Source organism: Thalassobacillus sp. CUG 92003, from assembly GCF_013618635.1.
GTDB lineage: Bacteria > Bacillota > Bacilli > Bacillales > Halobacillaceae > CUG-92003.
The window spans coordinates 51658-68528 of sequence record NZ_JABLSJ010000003.1 but is presented as its reverse complement, the minus strand read 5'-3'; the positions used below and the strand labels follow the sequence as shown (position 1 = coordinate 68528).

At 45.2% G+C, this 16871-nt stretch carries 11 protein-coding genes; all 11 read left to right on the top strand.

Going from position 1 to position 16871, the window contains the following annotated elements:
• Window positions 1-30 precede the first annotated feature (30 nt).
• The 11 genes from HOP45_RS05120 to HOP45_RS05070 all read left to right on the top strand — a co-directional run bounded on the left by HOP45_RS05120 (window position 31) and on the right by HOP45_RS05070 (window position 16842).
• The gene (locus tag HOP45_RS05120; RefSeq protein ID WP_181347851.1) at window positions 31-1149 is read left to right on the top strand and encodes a M24 family metallopeptidase; all 1119 of its coding nucleotides are present in this window, start codon (window positions 31-33) and stop codon (window positions 1147-1149) included.
• A 29-nt stretch (window positions 1150-1178) separates the two neighbouring features.
• The gene (gene xylA, locus HOP45_RS05115; RefSeq protein WP_181347850.1) at window positions 1179-2513 is read left to right on the top strand and encodes a xylose isomerase; all 1335 of its coding nucleotides are present in this window, start codon (window positions 1179-1181) and stop codon (window positions 2511-2513) included.
• 156 nt (window positions 2514-2669) lie between these two features.
• The gene (xylB, locus tag HOP45_RS05110; RefSeq protein ID WP_181347849.1) at window positions 2670-4169 is read left to right on the top strand and encodes a xylulokinase; all 1500 of its coding nucleotides are present in this window, start codon (window positions 2670-2672) and stop codon (window positions 4167-4169) included.
• A gap of 468 nt (window positions 4170-4637) precedes the next feature.
• The gene (locus HOP45_RS05105) at window positions 4638-6014 is read left to right on the top strand and encodes a YjiH family protein (RefSeq protein ID WP_181347848.1); all 1377 of its coding nucleotides are present in this window, start codon (window positions 4638-4640) and stop codon (window positions 6012-6014) included.
• Window positions 6015-6401: 387 nt separating this feature from the next.
• A complete protein-coding gene (locus HOP45_RS05100) occupies window positions 6402-7340 on the top strand; it encodes a DMT family transporter (protein ID WP_181347847.1) in 939 nt (312 codons plus the stop codon).
• A 66-nt stretch (window positions 7341-7406) separates the two neighbouring features.
• Window positions 7407-8318: a CBASS cGAMP-activated phospholipase gene (locus tag HOP45_RS05095; protein ID WP_181347846.1), complete on the top strand. Its 912-nt coding sequence runs from the start codon at window positions 7407-7409 to the stop codon at window positions 8316-8318.
• Window positions 8319-8684: 366 nt separating this feature from the next.
• On the top strand, window positions 8685-10604 hold the full coding sequence (gene glgB / locus HOP45_RS05090; protein WP_370457950.1) for a 1,4-alpha-glucan branching protein GlgB: 1920 nt from the start codon (window positions 8685-8687) through the stop codon (window positions 10602-10604).
• A complete protein-coding gene (locus HOP45_RS05085; protein ID WP_181347844.1) occupies window positions 10594-11754 on the top strand; it encodes a glucose-1-phosphate adenylyltransferase in 1161 nt (386 codons plus the stop codon). Before glgB ends, HOP45_RS05085 begins: the two co-directional genes overlap by 11 nt.
• A gap of 16 nt (window positions 11755-11770) precedes the next feature.
• Entirely contained in the window at window positions 11771-12877 is a 1107-nt protein-coding gene (gene glgD / locus HOP45_RS05080; RefSeq protein WP_181347843.1) for a glucose-1-phosphate adenylyltransferase subunit GlgD, read from the top strand.
• A gap of 92 nt (window positions 12878-12969) precedes the next feature.
• Window positions 12970-14400, top strand: coding sequence for a glycogen synthase GlgA (gene glgA / locus HOP45_RS05075; RefSeq protein ID WP_181347842.1), 1431 nt, complete (start codon window positions 12970-12972; stop codon window positions 14398-14400).
• 24 nt (window positions 14401-14424) lie between these two features.
• Window positions 14425-16842 carry a glycogen/starch/alpha-glucan phosphorylase gene (locus tag HOP45_RS05070; protein ID WP_181347841.1) on the top strand — a complete coding sequence of 806 codons (2418 nt, stop codon included), beginning with the start codon at window positions 14425-14427 and terminating at the stop codon, window positions 16840-16842.
• Window positions 16843-16871 lie beyond the last annotated feature (29 nt).

Sequence of the window (16871 nt, the reverse complement as noted above, 5' to 3'; positions counted from 1 at the left end):
ACATAAAAAGAAGAGAGAGGAGGGGATTTTTTGAAAGCGCTAACAGGAGCGGGTGAGGATATAGCTATTAAATTGAATCGTTTAAGAAGTTATATGAAAGAGGAGGGCCATGAGGGTGTCTTATTGCAACGTAAAGATAACTTTGCCTGGTTGACGAGCGGAGGCTTTAATGGTGTGCCTCAAAACAGCGACGCCGGAGAATGCGGATTATACATTACGCAGGAGCAAGTCTGCATCGTCACCAACACCATTGAGAAACCTCGTGTTACAGTCGAGGAACTCACCGGGTTATCCTATGACACTATCGAATATCCCTGGTACGAAACGATGGAAGACGGACTGATTCAAGCTGGGGTAAAGCATCGAGTGGCTTCAGATCTGCCGCTTGGCCAAATTGACCATTGCGTCGTTAATCTCGCTTCATTACGTTATGCCTTAACTACGCTTGAGGTGGAGCGTTTGCGATCGTTAGGCGCTAGAACCACTGCCATCATGGAAACCTTCTGTATGAAACTTACGCCTGGTATGACTGAAGTGCAGATAGCAGGCGATTTGAACAGAGCTTTCATGCACGAGGGGCTAACACCAACTGTTACCTTAGTAGGGGCGGACGAACGTATAGATCAGTACCGCCACCCTGTCGCAACGAAAAAGCCATTCTATCAAAAATGTATGGTCATTGCGTGTGTGCAGGCGTACGGTTTGACTGTCGCCTTAACCCGAATCGTCCATGCGGGAAGACTACCGGACTCGCTTAGGAAAATCCATGAACACACTGTCTGGATCGATGCTGAACTGATAGCGGCCACAAAACCAGGCGTGCGCGCTTCCCAACTCTTACATACTTTGAAAACAGCGTATCAAAGGGTTGGCTATCAAGATGAATGGATGCGCCATCATCAAGGAGGGGCGATTGGGTATGAAAACCGTGATTATTTGCTCACACCTTCAAGCACATTTGAGGTGCAGCAATGGCAGCCCTACGCCTGGAATCCCTCCATAACAGGAACTAAATCAGAGGACACGATGCTCGTTAACGGTAACGATAGTGAGATCATCACATCCACACAAACAACAGACTGGCCGATGATAACAGTCGAAACATCCAATGGGACAAAGATTGAGAGACCCGCGATTTATCAACTTTAATCTTTAAATATGATAAGGAGGAAACAGATATGGGATACTTTGATCATATCAACACAATTCAGTATGAAGGAGCGCAATCGCTAAACCCCTTTGCCTTCAAACATTACAACCCGGAAGAAAAGATCGGCGGCAAGACAATGGAAGAGCAGCTTCGTTTTTCGATCGCTTACTGGCATACGTTCACAGGGGACGGATCTGACCCGTTTGGTGCCGGTAACATGCAACGGCCATGGGATCATCTTCAAGGGATGGATTTGGCCAAAGCACGCGTAGAAGCGGCTTTTGAACTGTTTGAAAAATTGAACGTTCCTTATTTCTGTTTTCACGATGTGGATATCGCACCAGAAGGTCATTCCTTGGCTGAAACGAATCGTAACCTTGATGAAATTGTCTCCATGATTAAAGACTATATGAAATCAAGCAATACCAAATTGCTATGGAATACGGCCAACATGTTCAAGCACCCTCGCTTTGTCCATGGCGCAGCTTCCTCGAACAACGCTGATGTTTATGCGTATGCAGGCGCTAAAGTGAAAAAGGGGCTGGAACTGGCCAAGGAACTGGGTGCCGAAAACTATGTGTTCTGGGGCGGCCGTGAAGGGTACGAAACCTTGCTCAATACCGATTTGAAACTCGAATTGGATAACTTAGGGCGTTTTTATCATATGGCATTGGATTATGCGAAAGAGATCGGTTATAACGGACAATTCTTAATTGAACCCAAACCACAGGAGCCCACAAAACATCAGTACGACTTCGATGTGGCGAGCGGCATGGCTTTCTTACAAAAGTACGACTTGTCCGATCATTTCAAGTTCAACATTGAAGCTAACCATGCGACACTGGCAGGGCACACCTTTGAGCATGAACTGCGCTATGCCCGGATAAATGGAATGCTAGGATCTGTCGACGCCAACCAGGGCGACACGCTGCTCGGATGGGACACGGATGAATTTCCGACTGATTTATATTCAACAACGCTTGCCATGTATGAAATTCTGAAAAACGGCGGACTTCATCAAGGCGGATTGAATTTTGACGCCAAAGTACGCAGAGGATCATTTGAAGCTGATGATCTGCTACATGCCCATATAGCCGGCATGGATAGTTTTGCAGTTGGCTTGAAAGTTGCCCATCAGTTGATTGAAGATGGCGTACTGGATGATTTCGTATCGGAGCGCTACAGCAGCTTCACACAAGGCATCGGTCAACAAGTCGTGGAAGGGAAAGCTGATTTTCACGTCTTGGAAAAACATGCGCTTGAATTAGGAACAATTGAAAACCATTCCGGCCGTCAAGAATGGCTGAAAGCTGTCATTAACCAGTATTTATTGAATGTGAATGCTGATGGTGGTTTGAAGTAAAAGAAGGAAGCGCCCCAAGAGGTTATGTGGGGCGCTTATTACATCTTAGGCTCTGAAAAGTTGCAGTGCTGATGTTGCAAAATAAAGGGTCCCCGATTATCTCAACATTATGGAATAAGCACTGCCGTTTTTTAAGAAACGAAAGGGAGGATGAGCATGAGCTATGTCATTGGGGTCGATCTAGGTACGAGCGCCGTGAAGGTGCTGTTGATGAATAAACAGGGCGAAATCAAACAAGAGGTGTCTAAATCGTATCCGTTGATCCAGGAAAAGTCAGGCTACAGTGAACAGGATCCTGATCAATGGGTAGAGAAAACCGTAGAAGCTTTGCACGAACTCGTTTCACAATTTAATGAACCGGTTTCGACAATTGAAGGCCTCAGTTTTTCCGGGCAAATGCACGGACTCGTCTTATTAAATGAAAATCAAGAGGTCATCCGACCTGCCATTCTATGGAATGACACGCGCACGACCCGTCAATGTCAGGCGATTTATGACACAATCGGAGAAGACCAATTATTAGCGATTACCAAAAACCCGGCACTGGAGGGCTTCACACTTCCCAAGCTGTTATGGGTTAAAGAACATGAACCTGATCATTACAATCAAGCGTCTACATTCTTACTTCCAAAAGATTATGTGAGGTTCCGTTTGGCCGGGATGATTCACAGTGAATATTCTGATGCAGCCGGGACGCTGATGCTTGATGTTGCTCATAAAGAATGGAGCCAGACGATTTGCGAGGCATTTGAGATCGATGCGGCTCTTTGTCCGCCATTAGTGGAATCAAGTGAGCGTGTCGGAACCCTGACGCATGAAATAGCTGATAAGACAGGCTTGTCGGCAGCTACCAGTGTGTTTGCCGGCGGAGCGGATAATGCTTGCGGCGCCATTGGCACTGGGATTTTATCAGAAGGGAAGACGTTTTGCAGCATCGGCACCTCAGGCGTCGTCTTGTCGTATGAACATACAGGAGACCTTGATTTTGCAGGCAAAGTCCATTATTTCAACCACGGCAAGACCGATGCTTACTATACAATGGGGGTCACATTGGGGGCCGGGTATAGTTTGAATTGGTTTAAAGAGGTTTTCGCTGAACACAAAAGTTTTGAGGATTTAATGCAAGGAATTGGTGATGTCCCCATCGGAGCGAAAGGACTCCTCTTCACCCCCTACCTGGCAGGAGAGCGAACCCCTCATGCTGACGCAGCAATACGCGCAAGTTTCATAGGTATAGACAGTTCCCATCAATTAACAGATTTCGTCAGGGCTGTCGTTGAAGGCATCACATTTTCACTAAACGAATCATTGGAAATTTTCCGAGCCAACGGAAAATCCATTGATCGAATTATTACATCAGGCGGAGGCGCTAAAAACGAAACGTGGCTGCAAATACAGGCTGATATCTTTAACGCCACAATCGTCCGGTTATCCAGCGAACAAGGGCCTGGAGTGGGAGCAGCTATGCTCGCCGCTTACGGGTGTGAATGGTACCCTTCGCTGGAAGCATGTGCTGACGTTTTCACTCATGAAAAAGAAGAAATTGAACCGATTCCTGAACATGTAGAACGCTATCAGCAACTCTATCAACTGTACCAGGACATTTACGCCCAAACGAAAGATCTCAACCATCGTTTAGCTGATTTCAGACAATGATCTTCACAGGTCTTACAATTAATATAGAGCAGTTTCAGCTTGTAGAAAGCTTATCGTTTTCTACAAGCTTTTTTTGTGAACACGGTCAAAATTTGATATATCGGTCTGATCGCAGCGGATATCGGTCGAAGTGCCCCGGGTATCGGTCCGCCAGCCGATATATCAGTCAACGCGCCCCATATATCGTTCGCCCGAGACCACATATCGGTCCGCGACTCTTATATCGGTCCAAAACCAGATATATCGGTCCGCCAGCTGATATATCAGTCAACGCGCCCCATATGTTGGTCGCCCCAGTTATAAACAGTTCCCAGTTCAAAAACATAATCAACTTTCTAAATTATTAATGAATTCCAATTCTATCGTTGAATTTTTATACATTAAAATGTATCATTTATAAAATAGATAGCGTAATTATCGTTGCAATCATATTTTTATTCATTATTATGCAAAAAACGGAGGATATGTATGGAACTAGAAAATCACGAATCAAACGTCTCATCATCTTACACATCAACGCAATTATTGAAAGTCATCCTGCCCTCGCTCGTCGGGGTTCTGCTGTTTCTTGTGCCCATTTCGGTGGATGGCAGTGTAACGATCGGACTCGGCATCTTGGCGGATGGGCTTCAAGCTGCTATATCAGACTTCATTCCTTTATTTATGACGAGTGTCCTCTTTGCATCAGCCCTTGGCAGTGTGGCCATGAAGAGTATCAAGGCACCTGCTATTAGAGGAAACAGTTTTTTAGCTGGTTTATTTGATGTAGGTCTTCTTTGGATTATCTTGAGATTTGCCGGGGCTATTTTTGCCGCTATGACCCTTGCAGGAGTGGGGCCGGAGGTTATTACGTCTGAATTGACGGGCGGTGTCGTCCTTTATGATTTGATTCCGGTATTAATGGTATGGTTTTTATTTGCAAGTCTATTCATGCCGTTACTGCTGGAGTTCGGATTGATGGACTTTATCGGGACTGTTGTACGAAAAGTCATGCATCCGTTGTTTAAATTGCCCGGACGCTCGTCTGTGGATGCGATGGCTTCCTGGATGGGAAGCGGGACGGTCGGGGTCTTATTGACGACCCAGCAGTATGAAGGTGGTTATTATTCAAAGCGGGAAGCATCGGTAGTGGCAACGAACTTTTCGATTGCTTCAATTGCCTTCAGCCTTGTGATTGCTAAATTCATAGGAATCGATCACTTGTTTGTTGAGTTTTATTTTACCGTGGTTATATGCGGAATCGTAGCTGCTATCATTTGTCCGCGTATCCCGCCTCTTTCGTTAAAAAAGGACACGTATTACGAGCCAGTCGGAAAACAAATCAATGAAAAAGTGCCAAACGGAGTCTCTACTATTCGTTGGGCTCTTGATCGGGCAGTTCATAAAGCTGATCAAGTAAAAAGTGCTGGCGAAGTTGTCCGCAAAGGATTATTCAATGTGGCTGATATTTGGCTGGGATTGATTCCACTCGTTATGGCGTTAGGTACGGTGGCCTTGATATTGGCTGAATTCACACCGATCTTTTCGTTTATTTCGTATCCGTTTATTCCATTGTTAAATGTATTGAACATTCCTGAAGCGGAGGCAGCGGCTCCTGCTATGATCGTCGGGTTTGCCGATATGTTCCTTCCTGCAGTGGTGGGTAGCGGGATCGAATCGGAGCTCACGCGGTTTATTATCGGTGTGCTGTCCTTGACACAGCTTATCTATGTATCGGAAATCGGGATCTTGTTGATCAAATCGAATATTCCGATTAACCTATTGGAATTGTTTATCATCTTTCTGCAACGGACGATTATTACCCTCCCCGTCGCAGCCTTGATCGCTCATCTCTTTTTCTTTTAGCCCTATCAAACGTTGTCTCGTCGCTTTGGTTTGTTTATTAAGCGAGGCTAGGAAATTCTGGAGAATCCGTCTGCGGTTGATATACAATTTGTCAAAGGGAAAGCGGGTCTTTTAGGGGGGGGGATCTCATTTATGAAGGGGTGGCTTTGAAACCGCGAGACTCCCGCGGGAAGAAGGAGCTCAGGGAGACCCCGCAGGGAGTGATAGCGACTGAGGAGGCTCGCCGGTTCCCCGCAGGAAAGCGAGTGGTTTCAAAACCACCCCTCTCCTTTTACTGTGACGGACCCTAACATACCCTTCTTGAAACAGCAGAATAGCTTTATGGAAGAAAGTAATTGTATAATACAATGCACGAGACTGCTAAAGCGCGAGAAAGAGATGATGGAATTGTCGAAACCGTTGATATATACGTTGTTGTTCTTCGTCATGATGGTATGGGGATTTAATGTCATTGCCATTAAAGTGTTAGTCGAAAACTTTGCTCCCGTCACCATCACAGCTTTTCGTATTTTAGTAGCCGGAATCGTGGTAATGGGATTCTTAGCTGCGAAAAAAGAATTTCGCCGCCTCACCTGGTCCCAGTTCGGTTTTATTACGCTTGGTGCTATGACGGGAATATTGGGTCATCATTTTTTCTTGGCTACCGGTCTTACGGCTACGAACGCTTCTAACGCGGGGCTGATCTTAGGGCTTGTTCCGTTGATGACGGCGTTATTTGCTATTCTGTTTTTAGGTGACCGTTTGACGGTGTTAAAATCGCTCGGTATTGTCTTTGGCCTGGCAGGTGTAGCCTTTATCGTATTGAACGGCACGGGCAGTCTGGGCAGCATTTCCCGTGGTGATGTGTATGTGTTCCTGGCGGTGGTCACGCAAGCCATCAGCTTTATTACAATTAAGCGGGCCACGCAAACGATGGATGCCCGATTGGTGACGGGCTGGATACAGATGATTGGAGCGCTTTTTTTATTTGCCGTCAGTTTTCAAATGGAACCGGAAGGCATGTCCAGTTTGACCAGTGCGCCACTGGGGGTATGGAGTGTCTTCTTTGCGTCCGCCCTGTTGGCAACAGCGATGGGCCACATGGTCTATAATAAAGCGATTCATCAGATAGGAGCGGGCGAGACCGCCATTTTCATTAATCTGACGCCTTTTTTCTCATTGACTGGGTCATATGTCTTTTTAGGAGAAACCATTGTCGTTGAGCAGCTGATTGGGTTCATCTTTATTGTGTTAGGTGTCGTATTAGGCACAGGCGCTTTAGAGAAGAAACAACCTAAAGCCCCCTCCTTGCCTGACTCAGAGGAGCGTTCGCACGCAGCGAATTAAATAAAAGTTATGATTGCCGACTGTAACGGGCAGACTGTGGGAAAACCGTGGAGTCAGGTGAATATCATGAAAATGCTTTGTATCGATGGTGGGGGCATCCGAGGTGTGATGCCCATCGCTATATTACAAGCGATGGAAAAAGAATTTGGTCGGCCGATCAGTGAACAGTTTGATGTAATCGCTGGCACCAGTACGGGCTCTATCATTGCTGCATCAGCAGCGGTCAGTAAAAGCATGGAGGAATTGCTCGGCCATTATCAAACATACGGCAGAAAAATTTTTGTCCGTCAGGCTAAACTGGGGCTTTTCAAAAGTGTCTACAGTGACCGATATTTGCGTCGTTTGCTTAAGCAATCTTTCGGCGAACTCACGCTATTCGATATTCAAAAGCCGTTGTTTATTCCCGCCGTGGATATCACCCATGGACAGCCTTACGTGCATCGGTCCAACTGCGGTCACCCTGATAATGAGAATTTATCAACTAAATTGTGGGATGCGGTGCTTTCGTCATGTTCAGCTCCGATTTATTTTCCGCCTAATAATGTAAACAACGACTACTTGTCGATTGATGGTGGGTTGTGGGCGAACAACCCGTCCCTGGTGTGTGTAACAGAGGCGGTGCATTATTTTAACGAACCCTTAGCCGACCTCCATATTCTTTCGCTCGGCACAGGTAAGCAGAACATTAACTTTGCAGTGAGTCATGAGAAATACTGGGGATTGAAGCAATGGCTCCCTTTCCAGCTTCCGTCGATGAAAGTCACCCCTAAACTGTTGGATTTGTCACTTAATCTTTCGTCGGAATCCGTTTCTTATCAAAGTAAGCTATTACTGGGGGAGCGTTATTTGCGAATTAATGAGGAGCTAGGAGACGAAGTGACGTTTGATGATGTGACGGCCATCGATGAGCTGATTGAACTTGGCGCTCAAGCATTCAAACGCAGCCGTTCAGACATTGAGCAGTTTTTGAAGCGATGACTGTTGCAAGATTAAGATGAAAAGTGGCAAACCAAAACATATGGATTTTAAAGTCCTGAAGTGTTTTGGTTTTTTTATTGTCGTGAGTTAAGACATTTATGTCGAATGGTGGTTTCAAAGACGCTTAAATTAACCAATTTTTCCAAAAGGTTTTAAAGCTAAGCACAAAGGAAAAATGAACTATAATACAGAATAATGAATATCTATTCATTTTATCGTCAAACATGGATAGCGCTTTCTTGAGCAATTACGACACAAATTCGCAAAATTAGACAAAAATTTTCAGAAATTTATGACAAAATGCAATTGTGATAATGGCTGTAAGCACTTATGCTTGTTATAAGAAGACTTAAGGGGAGTGATAGTGTGTTAGATGACGCAACGTTAGAACATGATATTTATTTATTTCACCAAGGAAATCTCAGGTATAGCTATCAGCTTCTCGGGGCGCATATTACGACACAGGACGGAGAAAAGGGCGTGCGATTTTCAGTATGGGCGCCGAATGCTGAACAAGTGAGTGTTGTAGGTGTTTTCAATAATTGGGACGGAAGAGAGCATCCCATGAAAAAAGTCAATGAACATGGTATTTGGCAGAGGTTCATTCCCGGTCTAGCGACTGGTGCTGTTTATAAATATGAAATTTTAACACCTCATGGTCATTTGCGCTTGAAAGCAGATCCTTATGCGTTCTCAAGTGAGTTGCGGCCAGATACGGCGTCTGTGGTTTTCCCTTTAGAGGGATATCAATGGGGAGACGAGCAATGGTTGAAGAGGCGTGAGCAGATGAATGTGTATGAATCACCTGTCTCAATTTACGAACTGCATTTAGGGTCTTGGAAAAATATCGAAACGGAAGTCTATTATACATATCGTGAATATGCGGAAATGGTCATTCCCTATGTGAAGGAACTTGGCTATACGCATATTGAACTGTTGCCTTTGACAGAGCACCCTTTTGATCGGTCGTGGGGCTACCAGGCGACAGGGTATTATGCAGTGACGTCCCGGTATGGGAGTCCAGATGATCTCCGGTATTTTGTCGATCAATGCCATCAAAACGGAATCGGCGTGATATTAGATTGGGTGCCCGGCCATTTTTGCAAAGATGATCACGGTCTCAGACGGTTTGATGGTGAGCCAATTTACGAATATGAAAACCCGAGTAAAGCGGAAAAAACACAGTGGGGAACGCTGACGTTTGATTTTTCCAGGAATGAAGTTCAGAGCTTTTTGATCTCCAATGCCATTTATTGGCTGAACGAATTCCATTTGGACGGGTTGCGAGTCGATGCGGTAGCCAGCATGCTGTACCTGGATTTCGGGAAGGAAGCAGGCGATTGGGAACTGAATGAACACGGCGGCCGCGAGAACATCGAGGCTGTGCATTTTATAAAAAAAATGAATGAAGCGATTTTTGAAGAAGTGCCGAATGTCCTCATGATGGCTGAAGAATCGACCTCCTGGCCGTTGGTGAGTGCACCGACTTACATTGGCGGACTTGGTTTCAATTATAAATGGAATATGGGTTGGATGAACGATATGCTCACCTACATGGAAATGGACCCCATCCACCGTAAGCACCACCACAATCTTATTACCTTTTCATTGTACTATGCTTTCTCAGAAAACTTTGTATTACCGATTTCTCATGATGAAGTTGTTCATGGTAAGAAATCGTTATTAAATAAAATGCCGGGTGATTACTGGCAGAAATTTGCCAACCTCCGTGTTTTCTTAGGCTACATGTTTGCTCACCCTGGTAAAAAGCTGTTGTTCATGGGGAGTGAATTCGGTCAATTTGATGAGTGGAAAGATCTAGAGGACCTGGATTGGGAATTGCTTGAGTACGAGGCCCATTCTGCCACCTTCGATTACGTCAAGCAGCTCCATCAGCTGTATCAGGATATGCCGGCTTTATGGGAACTCGACCATAAAGAAGATGGCTTTGCCTGGATAGACCCCAACAATGTGGAGCAGAGCATCGTGTCGTTTGTAAGAAATAGCAGGTCTTCCGGGGATCAGCTCGTAGTTGTGTGTAATTTCACGCCGGTTGTGTATCACAGTTACAAAGTTGGTGTTCCGAAACAAGGACGTTATAAAGAAATCTTCACAAGTGATGCGACTCATTTTGGCGGATCTGGGCAGATCAATGGGTTAGAAATGGAATCGGTGCCGGTGCCGTGGCAAAGTCAGGACCAGCACATTACCATGACGATCCCCCCGCTCGCGATCAGCGTATTAAAAAGAACTTCTTCACAAAAGGAGGAGAACCATGAAAAATAAAGAATGCGTGGCAATGCTGTTAGCAGGTGGTCAAGGCACGCGATTAAAGTCGTTAACGAAACAAATTGCAAAACCTGCTGTGTATTTTGGGGGGAAATATCGCATCATTGATTTTCCGTTAAGCAATTGTACGAACTCGGGTATCGATACCGTCGGGGTGTTGACCCAATACGAGCCGTTGATTTTGAATGACTATATCGGCATCGGGTCGGCCTGGGATTTGGACCGAAAGCACGGTGGCGTCTCTGTGCTGCCGCCCTTTATGCAATCTGAAGGCGGCGACTGGTATGCCGGAACGGCGAATGCCATTTATCGCAATCTCAAATTTTTGAACCAATATGAACCTGAGCATGTGCTGATTTTGTCAGGTGACCACATTTACAAAATGGATTACAGCCATATGCTTGATTACCATAAAAACACAGGGGCTGATGCGACGATTTCAGTGCTCGAAGTTCCCTGGGAAGATGCCAGCAGATTCGGAATCATGAATACCGATGAGAACGGTCAAATCGTGGAATTCGATGAAAAACCGGAATACCCCATGAGTAATCTGGCCTCAATGGGTGTCTACATTTTCCGGTGGGATGTTTTGAAGCAATACTTGATTGAAGATGAAGAAAAACCTGGTTCTTCTCATGACTTTGGCAAGGATATCATACCGGCCCTTCTGCAGGATCAAAGGCTCTTAATGGCTTACACCTTCGAAGGCTACTGGAAAGACGTCGGTACGGTTGAGAGTTTGTGGGAAGCGAATATGGATTTGTTGAAAGTGGAATCCGAACTGAATTTAAATGATTATGCTTGGCGCATCTATTCTAAAAACCCCAACCAGCCTGCGCAATTTATTGCGCCCTCGGCTAACGTGCGAAATGCCTTGATCAATGAGGGGTGTCGCATTTATGGCACGATTGATACCTCGGTTATTTTCTACGGGGTACACATTAAAGAAGGTGCAATTGTTAAGGACTCTGTGATTATGCCTAACGTAAAAATTGGACGCAATGTCCAGATTAACCGGGCAATCATAGCTGAAGGAAGCGTCATTGAAGAAGGCGCGATAGTGGGCGATCCGGCCCCGACAAGTGACATCACGTTAGTTGCTGAAGAAGGCACGGTCATGGCAAAAAGTTATGTGACCAATAAATAATCAGGGAGGCCGATCCATGGATCGTATAGCTGGGATCATTAATTTAGATCATGAAAAAGATGTTTTAGGGGAATTGACGTATTTTCGGTGCGGGGCGGCTGTGCCGTTCGCCGGCCGTTACCGTCTGATTGATTTTGCAATCTCAAACATGACGAATTCCCGGATTGAATCGGTTGCTGTCTTCGCTCGTAAGAAATACCGCTCGCTGATGGATCATCTAGAGCAAGGGAAAGCGTGGGATTTGGACCGGAAATGGGGAGGTCTGTTTATTTTACCCCCGGATTGGAATGATCCGACAGATATTTCTCAAGGCGATCTCCAGCACTTTCATAACAATATCGACTTTATCAATCGAACCTTAGCGGATTATATATTGGTCACGGGTTCACAGAGTATCTGCAACATCAATTTTCAGGATGTATTAGCGGCTCATAAAGCATCTGAAGCGGATGTGACGGTCGTTTATAAGCAGGTAGACGAGCTTTATCCTGAACACCGTTTAGCGCATAAGCTCAGCATTGATGATGATCAAAATGTGATCGCCATACACAATGATCATCAGAACAGAAATGTGTATATGGACATGTATATTATCGAAAAGCATTATATGTATGATCTGATTGAAGAATGTATTGCGCATGGCTGCTCGAATTTCTTTTTGGATGGGATCAAGGGGAAACTGCCGGATATTAAGATTCATGCCTATGCGTATGAAGGCGAGTACGCTTTAATCAATTCGGTGGAAAGCTATTATCGGCATAGTGTCAGGATGTTGGACGAACAGGAGCATGATGGGTTATTCAAAGAGGATGCTCCGATTTTTACCAAGGTGAAAAATGAAGCCCCTTCTAAATATTCACCTGACTCGACCGTAACCAATTCGCTGGTGGCAAACGGTTGTATCATCGAAGGGCATGTAGAGGACAGCATTCTTTTTCGCGGCGTAAAAGTCGGGAAAGGGGCCGTTGTCAAAAACTCAATTATCATGCAGCGTTGTGACGTTGATGGGAAAGCAGTCCTCGAAAATGTCATATTGGATAAAAATTGTACGATTACAGAAGGGCGTACATTAGTCGGAGCACCAGAGAAGCCGTTTGTCGTCCCCAAGCGGAAAACAATGTAAAAACGTAAGAAACGGACTGTCTGAACTGCTATTCTGACAGTCCGTTTGTGTAAAAATATAAATGTGATCAGTTTGAAGGAGAGGGGAAATACGTGAATATATTAATGATTGGCTCAGAATGTACACCGTTCATCAAATCCGGAGGCCTTGCTGATGTGCTTGGCTCATTGCCGCATGCACTTCGGGAACAGGGCGATGACGTCCGTGTTGTGCTACCTAAATATGAAGAAATGGATGATGAGTGGAAAGAGCAACTCACCCTATTGGACACAATGTCTGTAGAACTCGGATGGCGTAACCAATATGCCGGAATCGAATATATAGAATACAAAGGGATTCCGGTGTATTTCATCGATAATGAGTATTATTTTAAACGCTCGAATCTTTATGGCTATGATGATGAGGCGGAACGATTCGTCTTTTTTAATCGTGCTGTTATGGAAATGATAAGTAGGCTCGATTGGCGGCCGGACATTCTTCATTGCCATGATTGGCAGACAGGATTGATTCCGGTATTTCTCCATACGCATTACCATGATCACCCCTTGTACCAGGGTATGAAAACAATCTTCACCATCCATAATTTAAAATATCAAGGCATCTTCGATGATAGTGTTTTGTATGATCTGATGGGGCTTGATGAGCACATGATGAACGTTGACGGTTTAGAGTATTTCGGTGATGTCAACTTCATGAAAGGGGCGTTGAACTTCGCTGACACCATTACAACAGTCAGTGAAACTTACGCAAATGAGATTCAAACCCCCTATTATGGGGAAAACCTAGATGAAGTCTTACGCAAACACGCTAACCGCCTGGTGGGCATCGTAAATGGGATTGACACCCAGGATTTTAACCCCGTCAATGACCAAGCATTAGCATTTCCATATCGAAGCGCGCTAACAAAAAAACAGCAAAATAAAATGTGGCTGCAAAATGAATTGGGGCTCCCTATCCGGGAAGACGTCCCCATGATCGGGATAGTTTCCCGGCTTGTGGAGCAAAAAGGCTTCGACTTGATTGGACGGGTATTAAATGAATTGTTACATGAGGAAGATATCCAGGTGGTGGTTCTTGGAACCGGGGAGTACCATTATGAACAATTGTTTATGTGGGCTCAAGAGCAGCACCCGTCCAAAATGTCAGCTAATATCACGTTTAGTGATTCTTTATCACGTCAAGTTTATGCAGCGAGTGACATGTTTTTAATGCCATCCCGATTTGAACCGTGTGGCATCGGTCAGATGATTGCGCTACGCTACATCACGGCTCCGATTGTTCGTGAAACAGGGGGATTAGTCGATACAGTCATCCCGTTTGTTGAGGAAACTGGGGAAGGTAACGGGTTTACCTTCGCTCACTATAATGCCCATGATATGTTGTTTACCATCCGTCGTGCACTCGAATGCTACCATGATCAGGACGTTTGGAAACAGCTCGTTAAGAATATCGTCAAAACACAATTTTCTTGGAAACGCTCTGCTCAAGAGTATCAGAAGGTGTATGAAACCACCTTCATGTAATGCAGCAGGAATGGAGGAAACGTAATGTTCAGCGATAAAGAGGGGTTCAAGGAAGCATTTTCGCATAAGCTTACAGCTTTGCTGGGAAAAAATGTGGAAACGGCAACAGAAGTGGATGCATATAAAGCGCTTGGATCGCTGGTTCGTGACCATATCAGTCCGGATTGGCTTTACACCAACCAGCAGAACGCCTCGTTAGGTAAGAAACAAGTCTATTATTTTTCAATGGAATTCCTGATGGGTCGATTATTAGGCAATAATCTGCTTAATATGCAAGCTCTTCATCTCGTTAAAGAAGGTTTAGCGGAGTTAGGAATCAATTTCTCAAGTTTGGAAGAAGAAGAAAGCGACGCAGGATTAGGTAATGGTGGACTGGGGCGTTTAGCTGCCTGCTTTTTAGACTCTTTGGCTTCATTGGGGCTTGCAGGTCACGGATATGGGATCCGATATAAATACGGCATGTTCGACCAACATATCAAGAATGGCTACCAAGTCGAACTCCCCGATTCTTGGTTGTCTCATGAGTTCATTTGGGAAGTGCGACGAGCAGAAGAGGCGGTTAATGTGCGATTCGGGGGATATGTTTCCAGCCGTGAAGATGACCAGGGCTGCCTCCATTTTGAACATCGAGATTATGAACAGGTACGCGCAGTGCCGTACGATGTTCCCGTGACGGGTTACGATAACCGCACTGTCAATACGCTGCGGTTATGGTCCGCAGAACCTACAGTCGAAGATACCTTGATAAGGGCATCCAAGCAGCATCATTTCGGGGATTTCCTGGACCATCAGCGTTCATTAGAAACCATCACCGAATTCTTATATCCGGATGATTCGCATGAAGAAGGCAAAAAGCTGCGCCTGAAGCAAGAATATTTTCTCGTTTCATCCGGCGTGCAAAGTATCATGCGTGATTTTGAACAACTAGAACGCCCATTGACTTCCTTCCCAGATCACGTTGCTATCCATATCAACGATACCCATCCCGCCCTGGTCATTCCGGAACTTATGCGCCTATTACTTGATGAAAAACACCTCGGTTGGGACGAAGCGTGGACAATTACCCAGGCGTCCGTCTCGTACACGAACCATACGACACTAAGTGAGGCGCTTGAAACGTGGCCTGTAGGAATGGTGCGCGAACTGCTGCCACGGATATTTATGATTATCGAGGAGATGAACGAACGTTTTTGTCAAGGTCTATGGAAAGCGTACCAGGGAGATTTCGACCGGATTGCCAGCCTTGCGATTATTGCAGACGGTCAAGTGAAAATGGCGCACTTATCAATTGTCGGCAGTCACAGCGTCAATGGTGTGGCTAAACTCCACACTGATATTTTAAAGAACAGGGAAATGAAAATATTTTATGAAACCTTCCCCGAACGTTTCAATAATAAAACAAACGGTATTACGCATCGACGCTGGTTAATGCATGCGAACCCAGATTTAGCTGATTGCATCAGTGCGTCAATCGGAGACGCTTGGAAGTCGCACCCTTATCGCTTGTCTGATCTCTTGAAGCACCAACATGATCCCGCCTTATTAGATCGTATTCACACGATCAAGCAGCACAACAAAGAAAAATTAGCCGCCTGGATTCATGAACACAAAGGCATCAGTATTGACCCAACCTCCATTTTCGACGTCCATATTAAACGCCTGCATGGTTATAAACGCCAATTGCTGAACGCCCTGCATATCATGCACTTATATAATGAAATCAAATCGGGGCAAGCGGCGGGCATGGTTCCGAGAACATTCATTTTTGCTGCAAAAGCCGCTCCGAGCTATCATTTTGCGAAAAAGGTAATTAAGTTGATCAATCGAATCGCTGAAGTGGTCAGCCGTGATCATGATGTGAACGATAAACTGAAAGTTGTTTTCCTGGAGAACTATTCTGTCTCACTTGCCGAACGCATTATTCCCGCCACCAATGTCAGTGAACAAATTTCTACAGCCAGCAAAGAGGCTTCAGGGACAGGGAACATGAAACTGATGATGAACGGGGCCGTCACGCTTGGGACAATGGACGGGGCCAATGTCGAAATCCATGATTTAGTCGGAGATGACAACATTTACACGTTTGGTTTGAGCTCAGAAGAAGTACTCGAATATTATAAGAACGGCTCATATCAGCCGCAGAAGCATTATGACACGGATAAGCGCTTGCGCCATACGTTAGATCAGCTTGTTCATTATAGTGCGTTCTCCCGGGGTGAAACCGAGTTTCAGGATTTACATGATTCTCTGCTCCGTCATCAAGATGAATTTTTCGTGTTAAAAGATTTTGATAGCTACGCTTTAACCCATTCTCTCATTAATGCAGACTACCAAAATACGCGAGAGTGGAGCAAGAAAAGTTTGGTTAATATCGCATGTTCCGGAGCTTTTTCGAGTGATCGTACGATTCAGGAGTACGCAAAAGACATCTGGGGTATATAACCTCTTAAGACAGGTCGTTGTTTTGAAGG

Excerpts from the sequence above, each read along its gene's own strand:
- xylA (WP_181347850.1), top strand. The coding sequence starts at position 1,179 with ATGGGATACTTTGATCATATCAACACAATTCAGTATGAAGGAGCGCAA.
- xylB (WP_181347849.1), top strand. The coding sequence starts at position 2,670 with ATGAGCTATGTCATTGGGGTCGATCTAGGTACGAGCGCCGTGAAGGTG.
- HOP45_RS05105 (WP_181347848.1), top strand. The coding sequence starts at position 4,638 with ATGGAACTAGAAAATCACGAATCAAACGTCTCATCATCTTACACATCA.
- HOP45_RS05095 (WP_181347846.1), top strand. The coding sequence starts at position 7,407 with ATGAAAATGCTTTGTATCGATGGTGGGGGCATCCGAGGTGTGATGCCC.
- HOP45_RS05085 (WP_181347844.1), top strand. The coding sequence starts at position 10,594 with ATGAAAAATAAAGAATGCGTGGCAATGCTGTTAGCAGGTGGTCAAGGC.
- glgD (WP_181347843.1), top strand. The coding sequence starts at position 11,771 with ATGGATCGTATAGCTGGGATCATTAATTTAGATCATGAAAAAGATGTT.
- HOP45_RS05070 (WP_181347841.1), top strand. The coding sequence starts at position 14,425 with ATGTTCAGCGATAAAGAGGGGTTCAAGGAAGCATTTTCGCATAAGCTT.